The sequence below is a fragment of the Mycolicibacterium stellerae genome (assembly GCF_003719305.1).
In the GTDB taxonomy this organism is placed as follows: domain Bacteria; phylum Actinomycetota; class Actinomycetes; order Mycobacteriales; family Mycobacteriaceae; genus Mycobacterium; species Mycobacterium stellerae.
This window is the reverse complement of the sequence record NZ_RARC01000012.1, coordinates 128,364-147,902: the sequence shown is the minus strand read 5'-3', so window position 1 is coordinate 147,902 and position 19,539 is coordinate 128,364. Positions and strand designations below refer to the sequence as shown.

Here is a 19,539-nt window from a genome sequence, read left to right as displayed (position 1 = left end):
CTGCGTGTCGGTCGCCGATACTTGGGTGATGGCTGACGGACCCGATATCTCGCTGGCACCGATCGGCTCTGTGCGCCGTACCAAGGTCGGCAGGGAAGCCACCGAGCCCATGCGGGAGGACATCCGGCTGCTCGGCACCATCCTCGGCGACACGGTGCGAGAGCAGAACGGCGAAGAGGTCTTCGACCTTGTCGAGCGGGCCCGCGTCGAGTCGTTCCGGGTGCGCCGCTCGGAGATCGACCGGGCCGAACTCGCCGGGATGTTCGACGGCATCGACATCCACCGTGCGATCCCCGTCATCCGTGCCTTCACCCATTTCGCGTTGCTCGCCAACGTCGCAGAAGACATCCATCGGGAGCGACGCCGCGCCATTCACGTCGCTTCGGGCGAGCCGCCGCAGGACAGCAGCCTGTCCGCTACCTACCGCAAACTCGACACCGCCGACCTCGACTCCGAGACCGTTGCCGAGACCCTGACCGGCGCGCTGGTTTCCCCGGTGATCACCGCGCATCCCACCGAGACCCGTCGCCGCACGGTGTTCGACACACAGCACCGCATCACCGAGTTGATGCGGCTCCGCTCGCACGCCCAAACGCACACCGCGGACGGTCGTGACATCGAAACCGAACTGCGCCGCAACATTCTGACGCTCTGGCAGACCGCGCTGATTCGGTTGTCCCGGTTGAAGATCCAAGACGAGATCGAAACCGGTCTGCGGTACTATCCTGCCGCGTTCCTCGATGTCATTCCGAGGGTGAACGCCGAGGTACGCGCAGCGCTACAGGCCCGCTGGCCGGATGCGAACCTGCTCGGCGAGCCGATCCTGCGGCCGGGGTCGTGGATCGGCGGGGACCGGGACGGCAACCCGAATGTCACGGCCGACGTCGTCCGGCTGGCCACTTCTCGGGCGGCCTACACCGCCCTGGCGCATTACTTCGGCGAGATCACAGCGCTGCAGGAAGAGCTGTCGATGTCGGCGCGGCTGGTCAAGGTCAGCGACGAATTGGCGGAGCTGGCCGACGCGTGCCACGAACCGGCGCGTGCCGACGAGCCGTACCGGCGCGCGCTGCGGGTCATTCACGGCAGGCTCACCGCGACCGCGCAACAGATCCTCGACGACCAGCCGGAACACGAGCTGGATCTCGGGCTCGAGGCCTACCAGACACCTGCGCAGCTGATGGCAGACCTCGACGTCGTCGACGGGTCGCTGCGGGCCAACGGTAGCGCGGTGCTGGCCGACGACCGGTTGGCGCGATGCCGGGAAGCCGTACGCACGTTTGGTTTTCACCTTTCCGGTCTGGATCTGCGGCAGAACTCCGACGTGCACGAGGAGGTCGTCGCGGAGCTCCTGGCGTGGGCCGGTGTCCACCCCGACTACCGGTCACTGGCCGAACCCGACCGCGTCGAGCTACTGGTGAGCGAGCTCGGCACACGGCGGCCTCTGATCGGCGATGGCGCGGAGCTCTCCGAGCTGGCACGCAAGGAACTCGACATCTGCATCGCCGCCGCGCGCGCCGTGAAGGTGTTCGGCCCGCTTGCGGTGCCCAACTACGTCATCTCGATGTGTCAGTCGGTGTCCGACATGCTCGAGCCGGCGCTGCTGCTGAAGGAGTGCGGTCTGATCGACGCGTCCGGCGCTGGGCCTGCATACTGTCCAGTCAGCATCGTGCCACTCTTCGAGACCATCGATGACCTGCAGCGCGGCTCGTCGATTCTCGAAGCGGCCCTTGATCTTCCGCTGTACAGGGCACTGGTGGCTTCGCGTGGCGACAGCCAGGAGGTCATGCTCGGCTATTCCGATTCCAACAAGGACGGCGGCTACCTGGCGGCCAATTGGGCGCTCTACCGCGCCGAGCTGGACCTGGTCGAGTCCGCTCGTAAGACCGGAATCCGGTTGCGGCTTTTCCACGGTCGAGGCGGCACCGTCGGCCGCGGCGGTGGTCCCAGCTACGACGCCATCTTGGCGCAGCCGCCGGGTGCGGTGAAGGGGTCGCTCCGGATCACCGAGCAGGGGGAGGTCATCGCCGCGAAGTACGCCGAGCCGCGGATCGCCCATCGCAACCTCGAGACCCTGCTGGCCGCCACGCTCGAGGCGTCGCTGCTCGACGTCGAGGGGCTCGGCGACGAGGCCGGACCCGCCTATGAGGTGCTCGACGATTTGGCCGCGCGGGCACACCGTGCATACGCCGAGTTGGTCCACGAGACGCCCGGTTTCGTCGACTACTTCAAGGCGTCCACTCCCGTCGGTGAGATCGGCGCGCTGAACATCGGCAGCAGGCCGACATCGCGCAAGCCCACCACGTCGATATCCGATCTGCGGGCGATCCCGTGGGTGCTGGCCTGGAGCCAGTCGCGTGTCATGCTGCCCGGCTGGTACGGCACAGGGACGGCGTTCGAGGAATGGATCGCAGAGGGCGCCGGTCGGCTGGAAGTGCTGCAGGATCTGTACCGGCGATGGCCGTTCTTCCGCACCGTGCTGTCGAATATGGCTCAGGTGCTTGCGAAGTCGGATATGGGTCTCGCGGCGCATTACGCGGAGTTGGTCGATGACGAGGCGCTACGTATGCGGGTGTTCGACAAGATCGTCGACGAGCATGAACGCACCATCCGGATACACGGGTTGATCACCGGCCACGACGACCTGCTTGCCGACAACCCCGCCCTGGCCCGGTCGGTGTTCAACCGCTTCCCGTACCTGGAGCCGCTGAACCACCTCCAGGTCGAGCTGTTGCGCCGGTACCGCTCCGGCGATGACGACGAACTGGTTCAGCGCGGCATCCTGCTGACCATGAGCGGCCTCGCCACCGCGTTGCGCAACAGCGGATAGCGTCGGACCGGCCGGTATTCCTGGCTGAATAGACCAAGAAAGATGTGCTGGGCTCTTCCTTGGTGCTCCCGCGGAAGAAAGCGCCATTGAAATGGGAATTCAATAGCATCCGTTGACACCCTGCCCGGTCAGGTGTGATAGTGCGAGGCAACCAAATGAAAACGTGGTTTTCAGATACTGGCGCCCGATGCCGGCGGAACGGAGGCAAGCGTGGCCGACGGCCCCGACCCACAGGCGTGGCTGCCGTTCTCCATCGCCGAAGCGGCGCTGTCGGGCGGTGCCGGCGACGGCGCTGACCTGTCGGGAGGGTGGTCGCATCTGCTCGGACGGCTGAAAGAAGCCGAGCAGCTGGTGGTTTCGGCTCCGGTCAACCGCAATCGCGTCGACTATGCGTCGGGCATGCGGCACCTGATGGTGCTTCTCGCGGTCGGCATCGACGAGGCGCTGCGCGTCGACCCGGATCCGGTTCTCGCGGTCGGGCGCAGCAGCATGAACGACGTCCTGACCTGGGGCATGGAGTGCCCCGACTGCATCTACCTGCGCGCCACGATGCGCCGCGGCGAGTCGTACCGGCTGTTCGGGAACCGGGGCACCGCACGATATGTCGGCCTGCAGACGATGGACGGCATTATGTCGACAACCAATTGCCTTGTCGACGACCTCGATGTGGATGCCGACGGGAACTTCGAGGTGATCTTGTCGGCCGACGAACACGAGGGAAACTGGCTGCGAATCGCCGGCGACCATCCCACGCTGACGGTGCGGCACTTCTTCTACGACTGGGACACCGAGGTTCCGTCATCGCTGCAGATCGAACGGATCGGCGAGGATGTCGGAGCCCACGACCGCGCCGTTGATCTCGATGTCGCCGTGGCGCGGGAGTTGTACGCCCTTGGCGACTTCGTCCTCGGCAATTTGAAGTTCTTCCTCGACTTCAACTCCGGGCCTCCTGCCAACGGTTTCATGCCGCCGATCGACCGCACCGCGATCGGCGCGGCAGCCGAGAACCGGCCCGTCATCGGCCGATTCGAGTTGGCGCCCGACGAGGCGTTGATCCTGGAAGTCGTTCCCCCCGAAGGGGTTTACTGGAGTTATTCGATCGGCAACCAGTGGTGGGAGACGATCGACTACGGGCGTCGTCAATCCAGTCTGAACGCACATCAAGCGTCGATCGACCCCGACGGAATCCTGCGCGTCGTCATCTGTTCGCAGGACCCCGGCGTCGCGAACTGGCTCGACGCCGCGGGACACAGCAGCGGGTCGATGATCCTGCGCTGTGTGCGCACGGAGACCGCACCCGTCCCCACCGCGCGGGTGGTCAAGTTCGATGAGATCTCCTCGGCGCTGCCAACGGAAACCAAGACCGTTACCCCGCGGGAACGGGCGTCGGTCATCGGGGCGCGCCGCCGCGCTGTTTTCGAAAGGTTCTCCGCATGACATTCTCCGCTGACGAACTCTCCGATGGCGCATGCGCGGCAACCGGTCTCGACGATTTCGGTTCGCCTTATTACCGGGAGGGGCTGGACCGGACCGTCGATGCGCTCAACACCGAGGCCGACCTCAACGAGATGGGCAACGTCATCCAGCACGCGACCATCAGCAATGCGCTGATTCAGCGGTTGCGGATCGTGGACACCTACAAGCAACATCCGGAGATCGACGACGAGGTGGTCGGCGGCCCGGTGTTCGTCATCGGTTTGCCCCGCACCGGCACCACCGCCCTGAGCCAGCTGGTGGCAAGCGATCCGCAGTTTCGCTCGTTGCGACAGTGGGAGTCCCAGGCCTGCACGCCCCCGCCGGAAGCGGCCACCCAGCACACCGACCCGCGGATCGCGCGGGCTGCCGAGGGGATCGCGATGATGGACGAGATGTTCCCGCGCATGCGCACGATGATCAACTCGGAGCCGGAAGCGGCCACCGAATGCCAGGACTTGATGGGAATGAGCTTCCGCACCTTCCACTTCGACGGTGTGGTGCGCGTGCCCGGCTATCTCGGCTGGCTGATGCGGTGCGATATGCGCGAGACGTACACCTTCCACCGCCAGGTGCTCAAGCTCCTTCAATGGCATTGCCCGCCGACCCTGTGGCATCTGAGAACGCCCGTGCACATGTTCGCCCTTGATGCTCTCGTCGAGGCGTACCCGAACGCCAAATTCCTCTGGAGCCATCGTGATCCGGCCAAAGTCCTGGCATCGGTGTGCAGTCTGATCGCCTATGTCCGCAGCTGGAGCAGTGACCGCAGCGACGCCGAGGAACTCGGCGCCGAGCAACTGGAATGCTGGGCAGAAGCCGTCCGGCGCGCGATGGACTTCCGGAGACGGCTCGGTGATGACCGCTTCGTCGACGTGTCCTTCGCCGATCTTCAGGTCGATCCGGTCGGTGCGCTGCAGAAGAGCTACACACAACTTGGTCTCGACTTCACCGACGCCGCCCGTGCCGCGGTCCGGCAGTGGGCCGATGAGCACAAGCCGGGTTCCCGCGGCTCCCACGCCTACGAGCTCGCCGACTACGGTCTGACACCCGAGCAGGTGCGCGAGCCGTTCACCGAATATCTCGCCACCTACGACGCGACGGCGTGAACCGCCGATGGTGAAGACGCAACCGGCCGAGCGGGCGCAGCAGCGGCGAACCAAGAAGCTCGACCCGGACCCCGCAGTGCGCCTCGCCATCCTGGCGGCCGCGTCGAAAATTGTTCGCGAGCTTGGGGTTCAAAGCCTGAGCGTCGCCCAGGTACTGAGTCGCGCGCGCCTGAGCACCCGGGCGTTCTACCGGCACTTCGACTCGAAGGACCAATTGGTATCGGCCGTCTTTGTCGACATGGCCCGCGTCGAGGCGCTGCGACTGCGCCGAGCGATGTCGACCTGCGCGGGCCCCGTCGAAGCGGTGGTGGCCTGGATCGACGGTCGCCTCGACCTGGCCTTCGACGAGAAGATCCGCTCTGATCTGCGCACGATGTCTCTGGAGGCTCAGACGCAGATGTTCGCCGCGCCCGAGTTGGTCAGCGGTGCATACGCCGAGATCCTCAAACCCCTTGTGGAACAGCTCGTGCGCGGCGAACAGCTCGGAATCTTCCCCGGCATCGACCCAGCGACCGACGCGCAGTCCATTCAGGGCACGGTATGGGCGGTCGTCGAACGCCAGTGGGCAACGGGCGACGGCAACCGCGCCGACATTCGGCGACACGCCATCCGGTTCTGCCTCGGCGGGCTCGGGGTCGCACACCGGCACGGAGAGTAGGGAACAGATGGATCTCGGTTTGGCCGGCGCAGCTGCGGTTGTCACCGGCGGAAGCAAGGGCATGGGACTCGCGATAGCCGAAACCCTTGCCGCAGAAGGTGCGCGTGTCGCGGTGATGGCCAGAAGCAGGTCGGCACTCGATGCAGCGGTGGAAGTGTTATGTGCCGCGGGTGCACCCGACGCCGTCGGGCTCAGCGTCGACATGTCGGACGCCGAATCGATCGCGGCCGGTTTCGATTCCGTCGCGCAACGGTGGGGTGAGCTCAACAGCCTGATCCACACGATCGGCCCGGGTGACGGCTACTTCGAGGAGATGAGCGACGACCAGTGGGAGGAAACCTTCGCGCTGGGCACGATGTCCGCGGTGCGATCGATCCGCGCTGCCCTGCCCATGCTGCGTGCGGCGCGGTGGGCCAGGATCGTCACGCTGTCGGCCCATTCGATTCAGCGACAGAACCCACGGATCGTCGCCTACACCGCATCCAAGGCGGCGTTGAGCAGTGTCACGAAAAACCTCTCCAAAAGCCTTGCCAAAGACGGGATCCTGGTCAACTGCGTCTGCCCGGGAACCATCGTCACAGCGAGCTTCACGGAGAATCTGAAGGGCATCCTCGCCGCCGACGGCTTGAACGCCTCCGATCCCAAGGACGTCATGACGTGGATCGACAAGAACTTTCACCAGCCATGTGACCTCGGCCGCGCGGGCCTGCCCGAGGAGATAGCGTCGGTAACCACCTATCTGGCGTCGAAGCGCAACGGCTACGTCACCGGGGCGACGGTCAACGTCGACGGCGGTTCGGATTTCGTCTGAGGCTACGGGTGGCCGTCACCGCTCGACGTAGTCGACCGGACACCGGTCGGCCGACCGCGCCACCCCACCGAGCGACGACGGAATCCAACGCCAACCGTTCTGCCCGCTTGTCCGACGCGGCGACGGCGGCCATCGCGTCCGGGTGCACGAATGCGTCCGAACCGTCCAGCGTGTCGAATGCCGACACCAGCGTTTCGAAGGCGTCCCCCTCAGCCGATCCAGGACCAGCCCATGACGCTCGGCGACCGGAGGCAGAGGTGTCGGGAGGCTGGCCTGCACTAGATCCGGGTCGTCCGGCGCACCGCGTTGATGGCACCGCGCACAGCCGATTCGGTCGCCGCCAGCGGCGCCATGGCGGCTTCGCCGATGCCCACGATCCGCTCGACACGATCGACGATTCCCTCGAGGCGGTCGACCACCGCGTTCAGCCGCGGCGCCAACTCATTGATGCGGCTGATGGTGTCGTTGAAGCGTTCCAGCGTCGCGTCGAGGTTGCCGGTCGAGTTGTTGAGATCATCCAGGGTCTCGGCGAGCCCCGCCAGGACGGCATCGACCTGGTCGACCGTGACATCGGCGTTCAGCGCCGCCTGCGCGAGTTTCTGGATTCGCTCCCGCCCGGTGCGGGCACCGGTCCTGCCACCCTTGTCAGCCATGACGGTCATTTGACCACATGACCGGAACCGTGGTGGCCGAGTTGTCGTCTGACCTGCATGCAGTACAGACAATGCCATTGCGACCCGCGCCACGTCGTCCAGTCATCCACGGACGCAGCGCATGCGACAGCCGACTACGCGGCGGGCTACGCCGACCGTCTCGCCGACGTCGGCGGTTAAAGCTTGCTTGCGGCTTCCGCGTCGAGCAACCACACCGTGGCTTCGCGGCCCTTCGCTCCGGCGGCGGGCACGTCGTCAGGATCGGCGCCGCCGACCGCTTCTGCGACCGCGTCGGCCTTCTCGGCGCCTGCTACCACCAGCCAGACCTCGCGCGACCGCGCAACGGCGGGCAGCGTCAGGGTGATTCGCTTCGGCGGTGGTTTGGGGGAGTCGGTGACGCCGACAACCTGTCGAGCGGTTTCGCGAACCGCAGGGGTGTGCGGGAACAACGAGTTGATGTGGCCCTCGCCGCCCATGCCGAGCAGATGCACGTCGAAAGCGGGTGCGGGCTGGCCGTCATCGGCGATGGCTGCGAGCACGTGTTCGTATGCCAGTGCCGCGGCGTCGATGTCGTCGCCGAACTCGCCGTCACTGGCGGGCATCGCATGCACGTTTGCCGCGGGGATGTCGATGTGGTCCAGCAGTGCATCGCGGGCCTGCTTCTCGTTGCGGTCGTCGTCGTCGGCGGGGACATAGCGTTCGTCGCCCCAGAACAACCGGACCTTCGACCAGTCGATCGCACCGCCGTTCTCCCGCACGTGCTCGAGCAGGCCGATGCCCGTGCCGCCGCCGGTCAGCACGATCAGCGCCGAGCCCCTTGCCGCGATGGCGTCGGTGATCGCACCGATCAACCGGTCGCCGACGGCGGTGACGAGTGCCGCCTTGTCCGAAAACTTCTCGATGAGGGTCTTCACACGTACTGCACCTTGTCGATGCCCGCGAGGGCCTCGAAGTAGATTTCGTCGGCATCGAGCCTGCGCAGGTCTTCGGCCAGGCATTCCTTTTCGTCCCTGCGGGCCAGCGGAATCAGCGCTTCCGGCCTACCCGTGCGGGTCAGCGTCGCGGTCACGCCGGTCTGGGGTCGGCTCAGTGTCACTGTCTCGCTGGGTCTTTCAAGCACGACTTTCAGATCGCCAACCGCCCGCCGCACCGGGGCGTCGATTCGGCTTGCCAACCAGCCGGCGAGGATGTCGAGCGCGGGCTCGGTCTTGAGTCCCGACACCAGTGCGGAGTTGATCGGCTCGTACGGCGACTGGTCCAGAGCCGTCGCCAGCAGCGCGCGCCAATAGGTGATACGGCTCCATGCCAGATCGGTGTCGCCAGCGGTGTAACCCTTCAGCCTGCTCTTGATCGCCGCCAGCGGATCGCTGCTGTTGGTCGCATCGGTTATCCGGCGGATTGCCAACTGGCCGAGGGGGTCCTGTGCGGGATTGGCAGGCGAACCCGCGGGCCACCAGGCCACCACCGGCGTATCCGGCAACAGGAACGGCAGCACCACGCTGCTGGCGTGGTCGGCCAGTTCACCGGCCAGCCGCAGGACCACCACCTCGCCTGCGCCCGCGTCGGCACCGACGCGGATTTCGGCGTCGAGCCGCGGATCGGCGGCCTTCTGGTCGCCCGGCAGCACGGCGATCACCCGGCAGGGATGCTCGCGGCTGGCGAAGTTGGCCGCCTCGATGGAGTCCTCGAGAGTGGCCTCGGAGTCGGGTGCGATGACCAATGTCAGCACCCGGCCCATCGTGACCGCGCCGCCCTCTTCCCTGAGGCTGATGATCTTCTTGTTGATGTCGTTGGTGCTGGCGTCGGGCAGGTTGACGATCACGGCCGCCTCCACTCTCTACCCATTCGGCGGATCATCTCGAAGGCCGATTCCGGCCCCCAGGTACCCGACTCGTATGGATCGGGCTTGCCGTGTTCGGCCCAATGATCGAGAACGGGATCGAGTATCTCCCACGAGTATTCAACTTCCCTGTTGACCGGAAACAGCGAGGGTTCACCGAGCAGCATGTCGAGGATCAGCCGCTCATAGGCCTCGGGGGAGTCCTCGGCGAACGCCGCGCCGTAGGAGAAGTCCATGTTGACATCGCGGACCTCCATCTGGCTGCCGGGCACCTTGGAGCCGAATCGGGTCGTGATGCCCTCATCCGGCTGAACTCGGATCACCAACGCGTTCTTGCCGAGTTCCTCGGTCATCGTGGTGTCGAAGGGCAGGTGCGGAGCGCGCTTGAACACCAGTGCGATCTCGGTCACCCTGCGCCCCAGCCGTTTTCCAGTCCTCAAGAAGAACGGCACGCCTGCCCAGCGCCGGGTGTCGATCTCCAACGTGATGGCCGCGAACGTCTCGGTCTTGGAGTCCTTGGAGAAACCCTCCTCCTCGAGGAGACCGGGTACCTTCTCGTTGCCCTGCCAGCCTGCGGTGTACTGCCCGCGCGCGGTGGTCTGGTCAAGCGGTTGCATCGGCTGGGTCGCCGACAGCACCTTGATCTTCTCGGCCTGCAATTCATGCGGGCTAAAGTTGACCGGCTCTTCCATCGCGGTCAGCGCCATCAACTGAATCAGGTGGTTCTGAATGACATCGCGGGCCGCGCCGACCCCGTCGTAATAGCCGCCGCGGCCGCCGAGGCCGATGTCTTCGGCCATGGTGATCTGGACGCTGTCGACGAAATTGGCATTCCAGATCGGCTCGTAGAGCTCGTTGGCAAAGCGCAGAGCGAGAATGTTCTGGACGGTTTCCTTGCCCAGATAGTGGTCGATGCGGAACACCGACTCCTCGGGAAACACGCTGTTGACGACGTTGTTGAGCTCGCGTGCGCTCTGCAGGTCGTGCCCGAAGGGTTTTTCGATCACCACCCGGCTCCAGCGCCCCTGCTGAGGCCGCGCCAGCCCGGACTTCTGCAGTTGCTCGCACACCATCTGGAAGGCTTTGGGCGGGATCGACAGGTAGAAGGCGTGATTGCCGCCGGTGCCGCGCTCGACGTCGAGCTTCTCCAGGGTTTCGGTGAGCCGCGCAAACGCCTTCTCGTCGTCGAATGTGCCCTGCACGAACCGGATGCCTTCGGCAAGCCGATCCCAGACTTCCTGACGATAAGGCGTGCGGGCGTGCTTTCTGACGGAGTCGCAGACGAGCTTGCCGAAATCCTCGTCGGCCCAATCTCTTCGCGCGAATCCGACCAGGGCGAAGTTGGCGGGCAGCAGCCCGCGATTGGCCAGATCGTAGATGGCGGGCATCAGCTTCTTGGTCGCGAGATCCCCTGTGACGCCGAAGATCACGACGCCGCACGGACCCGGTATCCGGGGCATGCGCTTATCGCGTTTGTCCCGCAGCGGGTTACGCCAACCCGACGGGGTGACCGAAGTCTCGCCGGGCTTGTTCTCCGCGCTCATTTCTTATGGTCGAGCTGAGTCTGCGTCTCGTCGAGGAGTTCCTGCCATGACTTCTCGAACTTCTCGACGCCCTCGTTTTCGAGGGTGAGGAAGACGTCGCGTATATCGATGCCGACCGCGTCGAGCTCGTCGAAGACCTTCTGGGCATCATCGGCGGTGCCTGTGACCGTGTCGCCCTTTATGACGCCATGATCGGCGACCGCGTCAATCGTCTTCTCCGGCATGGTGTTCACGGTGTTGGGAGCAACCAGCTCGGTTACATACAGCGTGTCGGAGTAGTCCGGGTTCTTGACCCCGGTGGACGCCCACAGCGGACGCTGTACCCGCGCCCCGTCGGCCCTGAGCGCTTCGAAGCGATCACCGCCGACAAACACTTCCTCGTATGCCGCGTAGGCCAGCCGGGCGTTCGCCACACCGGCCTGTCCGCGCAGCGCCAGTGCCTCGTCGCTGCCGATCTCCTCCAACCGCTTGTCGATCTCGGTGTCCACCCGGGACACGAAGAACGAGGCGACCGAGTGGATCTTGGACAGATCATGTCCGGCCTTCTTGGCTGCTTCCAAGCCGGCGAGGTAGGCGTCCATCACCGCGCGGTGGCGCTCCACGGAGAAGATCAGCGTCACGTTGACCGAGATTCCCTCCGCCAAAACGGAAGTGATCGCAGGCAGGCCTTCTTCCATTGCAGGGATCTTGATGAAGAGATTCGGCCTGTCGACGATCTTCCACAGCTCGATGGCCTGCTGGATGGTCTTGTCGGCATCATGGGCGAGTCGCGGGTCGACCTCGATCGACACCCGGCCGTCGACGCCGTCGGAGCCTTCCCACTGCGGTCGCAGCACGTCGCAGGCGTTGCGCACATCGTCGGTGGTGACAGTGCGGATGGTGGCGTCGACGTCAGCGCCGCGGTCTGCAAGTTCCTTCACCTGTGCGTCGTAGGCTTCGCCCTTCGACAACGCGGCCTGGAAGATGCTGGGGTTGGTGGTCACGCCGACGACGCTCTTGGTGTCGATCAGCTCCTGCAGGTTGCCGCTCTGTAGCCGGTCGCGGGAGAGGTCGTCGAGCCATACGGACACGCCCGCCGCGGACAGCGCGGCGAGGTTGGGATTCTGAGCCATGCTTGGTCCTTCTCTCTAATCAGTTTTCCAGAACTAGTTGTCCAGTGATCGTTCCGCGGCGGCCACAACCGCCTCGGGGGTGAACCCGAACTCGCGGAACAACGTCTTGTCATCGGCGGATTCGCCGTAGTGCTCGATCGAGACGATCTCGCCGGTGTCGCCGACGAGCTTGTACCAGCTCTGCGCAACCGCGGCCTCAACGGCGACTCGTGCCGACACCGCAGGCGGCAGTACCTTGTCGCGGTATTCGGCGGGCTGGGACTCGAACCATTCGACGCACGGCATGGACACCACGGTGGCGGTGATGTCCTTCTCCGCCAACAGCTTCTGCGCCTCGACAGCGAGTTGCAGCTCGGACCCGGTACCGATCAGCACCACATCGGGCAGTTCGTCGGGGACGCCGCCGAGCACGTAGCCGCCCTTGGCGACACCGTCGCTGTCGGTGCCCTCGAGCACCGGAATGCCTTGGCGGGTGAGGATGAACCCGACCGGGCCGCTGCCGTTGCCGCGCGCCAGGATGCTGCGCCACGCGTAGGCGGTCTCGTTCGGGTCGCCTGGGCGAACCACCGACAGGTTGGGAATCGCCCTCAGTGCGGCAAGGTGCTCGATGGGCTGATGCGTCGGCCCGTCCTCGCCGAGCCCGATGGAATCGTGGGTCCAGATGTAGATGGTGTCGATGTCCATCAACGACGCCAACCGCACCGCGGGCCGCATGTAGTCGGAGAACTGCAGGAAGGTTCCGCCGAATGCGCGGGTCGGCCCGTGCAGCACGATGCCGGACAGGATCGAGCCCATGGCGTGCTCACGGATACCGAAGTGCAGCACGCGTCCGTACCAGTCCGCGGTGAAGTCTTCGGTGGATATGCTCGGCGGCCCGAACGACTTCACGCCTTTGATGGTGGTGTTGTTGCTGCCGGCCAAATCGGCTGAGCCGCCCCACAATTCGGGCAGCTTCGGCGCGACGTCATTGAGGACCTGGCCGAACGCGGCGCGGGTGGCCAGCGGCTTGGAGCCCGGCTCCCAGTGGGTGATGTCGGCGTCCCACCCGTCGGGCAGCTCTTCGGCCACCAGCCGGTCGAGCAGCTTCTTGCGCTCGGGTTCCCGCTCGGCCCACGCATCGAACTGCGGCTGCCACTTCTCGTGGGCTTCCTTGCCGCGGTCGACCAGCTTGCGGGTGTGCTCGATGACCTCGTCGCGCACCTCGAACGTCTTGTCCGGGTCGAAACCGAGGACACGCTTGGTGGCGGCCACCTCCTCGTCGCCGAGCGCCGAGCCGTGCACGCCGCCGGTGTTCATCTTCGTCGGGGCCGGATAGCCGATGATCGTCCGAACGGAGATGAACGACGGCTTGTCGGTGACCTTCTTCGCCTCGGCGATGGCCTCCTCGATGCCGACGACGTTCTCGCCGCCCTCGACCTCCTGCACGTGCCACCCGTAGGCGCGGTAGCGCGCGGGCACGTCCTCCGACAGCGCGATGTTGGTGTCGTGCTCGATCGAAATCTGGTTGTGGTCGTAGAACACGATGAGGTTGCCGAGCTGCTGGGTGCCCGCCAGCGACGACGCCTCGCTGGTGACGCCCTCCTCCATATCGCCGTCGGAGGCGATCACGTAGATGAAGTGGTCGAACGGGCTCTCGCCAGGCGCGGCGTCGGGGTCGAACAGGCCGCGCTCGTAACGCGAGGCCATCGCCATGCCGACCGCGGAGGCCAGACCCTGGCCCAGCGGGCCGGTGGTGATCTCCACGCCCTTGGTGTGCCGGAACTCCGGGTGCCCCGGTGTCTTGCTCTTCCACGTCCGCAGTGACTCGATGTCGGATAGCTCGAGACCGAAGCCGCCCAGGTAGAGCTGGATGTAGAGGGTCAGGCTGGAATGCCCGCAGGACAGCACAAACCGGTCCCGCCCGAGCCAGTGCACATCGCTGGGGTCGTGGCGCATCTGGCGCTGAAACAGCGAGTAGGCGAGGGGAGCGAGGCTCATCGCCGTTCCGGGGTGACCGTTCCCGACCTTCTGCACCGCGTCCGCCGCCAGCACCCGGACGGTGTCGACGGCCTCCGAGTCCACGTCGGTCCAGTCGTCCGGATGGTTCGGGCGAGTAAGAGCCGAGATTTCTTCGACTGTTGTCACCAGTTGACTCCTCAAATCGGCAACCCTGGTCCACCACATACCCTAGTGCGGCCATGGCAATCGCCGCAGGCCGCGTTGCGCATCATTGGCTGTTCATTTACCGAATCGACCCAGCTAGGTTCTGGGCATCCCTGCGGTCTACCATCGTCTGTAGTAGAAGCCCTTCTGCCCTTTTTGATGGAGTTATTTGCGTGAGCATTCGCGAAGGCCACCTCAGCGATGAGGCGCCGAGCCGAGTCCGCGCGACGCTCCTTGGATACCTCTCGCTGACCAAGCCGCGGGTGATCGAGCTCCTGCTGGTCACCACCATTCCTGCGATGCTGCTGGCCGGCCGCGGAACTGTGGATCCGCTGCTGATCCTCAACACCCTGGTGGGTGGACTCCTGGCGGCCGCGGGAGCCAACACGCTGAACTGCGTTGCCGACGCCGACATCGACAAAATGATGAAGCGCACGGAGCGGCGTCCGTTGGCACGGGACAGCGTTCCTCGCAGCCATGCGCTGATCTTCGGGTTGGTGCTGTCGGTGGCGTCGTTCTTCTGGCTGTGGTGGACGACGAACATGCTGTCCGCGCACCTGGCGGGTGCGACGATCGCGTTCTACGTGCTGGTCTACACGCTGCTGCTGAAGCGCCGGACGTCGCAGAACGTGGTGTGGGGCGGCGCTGCCGGCTGCATGCCGGTGATGATCGGCTGGTCGGCGGTGACGGGCACGATCGGCTGGCCTGCGCTGGTGATGTTCGCGATCATCTTCTTCTGGACGCCGCCGCACACGTGGGCGTTGGCGATGCGCTACAAGGAGGACTACGCGGCGGCAGGCGTGCCGATGCTGCCTGTGGTCGCAACCGAGCGACAGGTCACCAAGCAGATCCTGATCTACACGTGGCTGACCGTGCTGGCCACGCTGACGTTGGCGCTGGCGACCGGCTGGCTGTACGCATCGGTGGCGCTGGTCGCCGGCACCTGGTTCCTGGCAATGGCCCACCAGCTGAACGCCGGAGTCCGTCGCGGCGAGACGATCAAGCCGCTGCGGTTGTTCCTGCAGTCGAACAACTATCTGGCCGTCGTGTTCTGCGCGCTGGCCGTCGACTCGGCGCTGGACCTGCCGACGCTGTTGAGCCGCTAGCTCAGACTTCGATGGCGGGGTCCGTCGGCGTTTGGAGCGCGATGACCGACACCCTCGGCGTCGCGAACCCGATCACGTAGGCGCGCGTACCGTCCGGCGTCACCGCGACGTTCCACGGGTCGTCGACGGGGATGTCGTCGACGATCTCCAGTGTCGCGGTGTCGACCACAGTGATTCTGTCGAAATTGATCTGAGTCACGTAAAGGCGTGTGCCGTCGGGACTTATCGTCAGACCGCGCCCATCGCCGATGTCGGTATTCCTGGCGACGATCGTGTTCGTCGTGGTGTCGAGGACGATCAGACTTTCACCGGTCATATAGACGTATCTGCCGTCAGGACTGATGACGACATCTTCGATGAATTGGTCGGGCGCCGCGTCGATCTTCGTAACTGCGCCAGTGCCAAGGTTTATCACGTTGATGTCGCCGGTCTCGAAAGGCGCGGCGAAATCAGGTGCATATGCGAACTGACCGTTCGGCGTCACCGCGATGTCATAGCGATTGCTGTCGAGCGGATCGTCGCGCAGCGAAATGAACGTAACGCCGCCACCGGCTGTGTCGATGGTGTACATGCCGTAGAAACCGGTCACATAAACCTTGCTCCCGTCCGGGGCGGCGGCAACCTGTCCAAGACCCAACACCTCATTTGGTGGATCGAGTGGTTTTGATACGACGGCGTATGTGGTGGTGTCAACGATGGACACCGTGCCGTCTCCCCAGTTAGCTACGTATAAGTACTCCTTACCGCCTACCTCCACGACCGCAAGGCCCTCTGGACGATCCCCGACGGAGATGGAGTCAACGGCGGTGGTTGTTGGGTCGATGTCGATGATTTCGTTGGTCTCCGTGTCGATTACGTGCACCTTGTTGGCGTCGCTATCGGTGATGTAGACCCGAGAACCGTCGCGGCTGATCGCCAAGTCCTCTGGTCTCAGTATCGTGGCACCCGCGTCGTCGACCGTGTCGATAACGGTGTTGTTGGCTACGACTGGAATGTTCGACACCGTAACGGTCGTTTCGTGCCAGCCCGGGCTGAGGAGGTGCAGGTGGAAATTCGTGCGATCGCTCACCACGACCGTGAACTCGTCCGTTTCTCCCACGGCATGTGTCTCGTTGCGGTCCGGCGTGTAGGTGAAGGTGCCGTCGGGATTGAAGACAACCTCCCCCTCATCGGGCGCGTCGACCACCCGATATACCAGAGCATCGCCCTCGTAGTCAGTCGCCACCCTGCCGGTCACCACTCCGGTATTCGTGTTGGTGTCGACGATAAGAGGTGTTGCCGTTGGGGTTTCGTTGAAGAACGTGTGATCGAACCGACGTAGCCCGGCGTAGACGAACTCGAGTACCTGGCCGATCGGGGCCAGCGGCGAGCTCGGCGGGAAAGCGTCAGGACGCAGGCCTATGGTGGACAAGAGGCTGATGACCAGGTGGCCCGGTTTGGGCGCGACGGGTTCAACGGTCGGGATGGCCAGTGCAGAGGTGCCGGTGACCGTTGCGGCCTGCCGCTGCGAGTGAGTCGTCAGGGTCTCGACGACCGTCGCCGTCTTCGTCGGTCCGGGGAGCACCTTCGATGTGACGATCTTCTGCGGTGTCGATGCGGTGACCGCGCCGATCGATTGATGCAGGGCCCGGGCGCCGGGCAACGCTTGCTTGACGGGATCGCTTCCGGCCGGCGCAGCGAACTTTGCGGAACCCACAACCTCATTCGGGTCGGCAGCCTGCTTCTCTTCGCCGACGTCAGGTTGCTTGGCCGGACCGGGGTTTTCTTCGGTTCGGCGTGCACCGAGGAAGTTGGCGCCGCGCAATACATCGAGAATCATCACTCGCGGGCGGACTCTGCGCTGCGGCGTCTCGTCCTCCTCGTTGTCGTTGTGGTCGACACCGTTGATGACGACGGCCGGAGTCTCTGGCCCTTCCGGACCCGCAGGACTATCCGTGCCGGGGTCGTCGACGGTCGGGTTGTCCGGGTCTTGGTTGCCGGTGTTCGCCGTGTCCGTCTGGTCGGGGTCCGTGGTGGCGTTCGCGACACCCCCGTTTGCGACGGCGACTCCGATTCCCAGCGCAACTGCCAACGCTCCCACTCGGCCTACATATCGCCCGTACTCCATCGCCGTACCCCTTTGTCCACCGGCTTGGCATTTGTATGCCAGGTGGGATGCTAGGCCTGAGGACGTACTTGACGAATCGGGTGTTTCCCTACACTTTTCAGCAGCCGGAATTCGGGCTCAACCCGAGATCGCATAGACAGCAAAGTAATTCGCTTGGCTAAGCCAAGAATTACAGCTGAGCGATATGCGACGATGACCTGTCTACGAATATGAGTGGAGGGGTGCGATGACATCTGGTGGCTCGGTTGTGGTCAGCCCCGACAATTTCGCCCGCGCGGAGAGCGATCTGTACTTCGGCAACATCGCGAAGTCCGATGGCTTCGGCAAGTTCTTCTACCTTCGCGAACTGACCCCCATCGACCGTCAACTGGTGATCCGGGCCAACCGCGACACCCTCTATGCGGCCGCGGTGTTCGACCTCGACGCCGGACCGGTCACCGTGACGTTGCCCGACGCAGGCGACCGCTTCATGTCCATGCAAGTCATCGACGAGGACCATTACACACACACGGTCAACTACGACAACGGTGACCACACCATCACCCGCGACCAGATCGGCACCCGCTATGTCGCCGTACCCGTGCGCATCCTGGTCGACCCCAACGACCCGGCCGATTTGGCGGCCGTGCACAAACTGCAGGACGGCATCTCGGTCAGGCAGGACAAGCCGGGCAACTTCGATGTACCCAACTGGGATCCGATCAGCCAGAAGACTGTTCGCGATGCACTGGTGACGCTGGCGACCACGCTGCCCGACACCAAGCGCACCTTCGGCACCAAGGAGGACACCGATCCGGTGCGGCATCTGATCGGGTCGGCCAACGCCTGGGGAGGCAACCGGAGAAGGACGCGCTCTACCTGACGGTCGTCCCGGCGCAGAACGACGGAGGCACTGTGCACACGCTCTCGGTCGGCGACGTCCCCGTTGACGGGTTCTGGTCGGTCACCGTTTACAACCAGGACGGCTACCTCTCGCCCAACCCGCAGAACGGCTACTCGTTCAACAACGTCACCGCACAGAAAAGCCCGGACGGAAACACCACCATTCAATTCGGTGGCTGCGACGGCGAGGTGCCCAACTGCCTGCCGATTACGCCGGGGTGGAACTACACGGTCCGGTTGTACCGGCCGCAGCAGCAGATCCTCGCCGGCTCGTGGACCTTTCCTGACGCCGAGCCCGTCTAGGGAACGAGCACGATGGAGCCGACGGTCTTGCGGTCCTGCAGGTCGCGGTGGGCCCGCTCGGCGTCCTCGAGGCGATATCGTTCGCTGACCGTCACGTTGATCGTCCCAGAGGCGATCGCGTCGAGGAGTTCTCCCGCCCGCCAGGAGAATTCATCCGCGCTTCGGGTGTAGTGGCCCAAGCTCGGTCGAGTCAGAAACAGTGAGCCTGCGGTATTGAGCCGCTGGGGATCGAATGCCGGGACCGGTCCGCTGGACGCCCCGAACAGGGCGAGCGTGCCCCGCACGGCCAGGCTTGCCATGCTGGCCTCGAACGTCGCGGCGCCGACGCCGTCGTAAACCGCCGCGACCCCGCCGTCGGTCAGCTCCTTGATCTTGGCGCCGAACTGCTCGGGATCGTCGGGGTAATCGAGCACCTCCACCGCACCCGCCTGCCTGCTCAACTCGGCTTTCTCCGGCGTCGACACCGTGCTGATCACCCGGACCGCCTGGCTGGTGGCCCACTGCGTGAGGATGAGACCGACGCCGCCTGCACCGGCGTGCACGAGGATGCTGTCGCCCTGTTGTACCGGATAGACCGACTTGAGCAGATAGTGCGCCGTCATACCCTTCAGGAGCGACGCCGCCGCCACATCCGAAGCCACACTGTCGGGCACGTAGGCACAGAAATCGGCTGGCGCCGTGCAGTACTCGGCGTAAGAGCCGTCGGCCTGCGCGGTGACCACCCGGTCGCCGACGCCAAGCGCGGCCACATCGTCGCCGACGGCCTCGATCGTTCCGCATACCTCGAGACCGAGGATGAATGGCAGCTCTCGCGTATAGAGACCCGATCGGAAGTAGGTGTCGATGAAGTTGATGCCGATCGCATCGGCCTTGATCAGCACCTCACCAGGTGCGGGGGAAGGTGTGGACTTTTCGACGTACTTCAGGACTTCGGGTCCGCCGGTTTCGGTGATCTCAATCGCTTGCATGGTGTCT

The 19,539-nt window shown here is 64.8% G+C and carries 14 protein-coding genes and 1 pseudogene; 7 read left to right on the top strand and 8 right to left on the bottom strand.

Translation table 11 applies throughout. The annotated features are described in order from the left end of the window. The first annotated feature begins 28 nt into the window (after nt 1-28). From ppc to D6M19_RS17125, 5 genes are all read left to right on the top strand, one after another. Nucleotides 29-2,827 carry a phosphoenolpyruvate carboxylase gene (gene ppc, locus D6M19_RS17145; RefSeq protein ID WP_123026423.1) on the top strand — a complete coding sequence of 933 codons (2,799 nt, stop codon included), beginning with the start codon at nt 29-31 and terminating at the stop codon, nt 2,825-2,827. A gap of 210 nt (nt 2,828-3,037) precedes the next feature. Then, nucleotides 3,038-4,264 (top strand): DUF1214 domain-containing protein, encoded by a 1,227-nt coding sequence (locus D6M19_RS17140; protein ID WP_123026422.1) that lies wholly within the window; start codon nt 3,038-3,040, stop codon nt 4,262-4,264. Then, nucleotides 4,261-5,406 (top strand): sulfotransferase family protein, encoded by a 1,146-nt coding sequence (locus D6M19_RS17135; protein ID WP_123026421.1) that lies wholly within the window; start codon nt 4,261-4,263, stop codon nt 5,404-5,406. Before D6M19_RS17140 ends, D6M19_RS17135 begins: the two co-directional genes overlap by 4 nt. A 7-nt stretch (nt 5,407-5,413) precedes the next feature. Further along, on the top strand, nt 5,414-6,064 hold the full coding sequence (locus tag D6M19_RS17130; RefSeq protein WP_123026420.1) for a TetR/AcrR family transcriptional regulator: 651 nt from the start codon (nt 5,414-5,416) through the stop codon (nt 6,062-6,064). Nucleotides 6,065-6,071: 7 nt separating this feature from the next. Further along, the gene (locus D6M19_RS17125; RefSeq protein ID WP_123026419.1) at nt 6,072-6,875 is read left to right on the top strand and encodes an SDR family NAD(P)-dependent oxidoreductase; all 804 of its coding nucleotides are present in this window, start codon (nt 6,072-6,074) and stop codon (nt 6,873-6,875) included. A 278-nt stretch (nt 6,876-7,153) separates the two neighbouring features. Here the strand turns inward: D6M19_RS17125 and D6M19_RS17115 are convergent, their stop codons facing one another. The 6 genes from D6M19_RS17115 to tkt form a co-directional block, all read right to left on the bottom strand. Beyond that, complete coding sequence (locus D6M19_RS17115) at nt 7,154-7,528, bottom strand: ATPase (RefSeq protein ID WP_123026471.1); 375 nt, start codon at nt 7,526-7,528, stop codon at nt 7,154-7,156. A 176-nt stretch (nt 7,529-7,704) separates the two neighbouring features. After that, a complete protein-coding gene (gene pgl, locus D6M19_RS17110; RefSeq protein ID WP_123026418.1) occupies nt 7,705-8,442 on the bottom strand; it encodes a 6-phosphogluconolactonase in 738 nt (245 codons plus the stop codon). After that, nucleotides 8,439-9,350: a glucose-6-phosphate dehydrogenase assembly protein OpcA gene (opcA, locus tag D6M19_RS17105; RefSeq protein WP_123026470.1), complete on the bottom strand. Its 912-nt coding sequence runs from the start codon at nt 9,348-9,350 to the stop codon at nt 8,439-8,441. Before opcA ends, pgl begins: the two co-directional genes overlap by 4 nt. Beyond that, complete coding sequence (gene zwf / locus D6M19_RS17100) at nt 9,347-10,912, bottom strand: glucose-6-phosphate dehydrogenase (protein ID WP_123026417.1); 1,566 nt, start codon at nt 10,910-10,912, stop codon at nt 9,347-9,349. The genes opcA and zwf overlap by 4 nt, the downstream gene beginning before the upstream one ends. Continuing rightward, the gene (gene tal / locus D6M19_RS17095; RefSeq protein WP_123026416.1) at nt 10,909-12,024 is read right to left on the bottom strand and encodes a transaldolase; all 1,116 of its coding nucleotides are present in this window, start codon (nt 12,022-12,024) and stop codon (nt 10,909-10,911) included. Before tal ends, zwf begins: the two co-directional genes overlap by 4 nt. A gap of 33 nt (nt 12,025-12,057) precedes the next feature. Then, a complete protein-coding gene (gene tkt / locus D6M19_RS17090; RefSeq protein ID WP_123026415.1) occupies nt 12,058-14,148 on the bottom strand; it encodes a transketolase in 2,091 nt (696 codons plus the stop codon). Between the two features lie 191 nt (nt 14,149-14,339). On the opposite strand from tkt, the gene D6M19_RS17085 reads away from it, so the two are divergent. Beyond that, nucleotides 14,340-15,272: a heme o synthase gene (locus D6M19_RS17085; RefSeq protein WP_206428548.1), complete on the top strand. Its 933-nt coding sequence runs from the start codon at nt 14,340-14,342 to the stop codon at nt 15,270-15,272. A gap of 1 nt (nt 15,273) precedes the next feature. Here D6M19_RS17085 and D6M19_RS17080 read toward each other — a convergent pair whose 3' ends face one another. Continuing rightward, a complete protein-coding gene (locus tag D6M19_RS17080; protein WP_123026414.1) occupies nt 15,274-17,352 on the bottom strand; it encodes an Ig-like domain-containing protein in 2,079 nt (692 codons plus the stop codon). A gap of 253 nt (nt 17,353-17,605) precedes the next feature. Here D6M19_RS17080 and D6M19_RS17075 point away from each other — a divergent pair. After that, nucleotides 17,606-18,564: pseudogene (locus tag D6M19_RS17075) on the top strand (DUF1254 domain-containing protein). Here the strand turns inward: D6M19_RS17075 and D6M19_RS17070 are convergent. After that, the gene (locus D6M19_RS17070) at nt 18,561-19,532 is read right to left on the bottom strand and encodes a quinone oxidoreductase family protein (RefSeq protein ID WP_123026468.1); all 972 of its coding nucleotides are present in this window, start codon (nt 19,530-19,532) and stop codon (nt 18,561-18,563) included. The pseudogene D6M19_RS17075 and the gene D6M19_RS17070 overlap by 4 nt on opposite strands. Nucleotides 19,533-19,539: the final 7 nt, after the last annotated feature.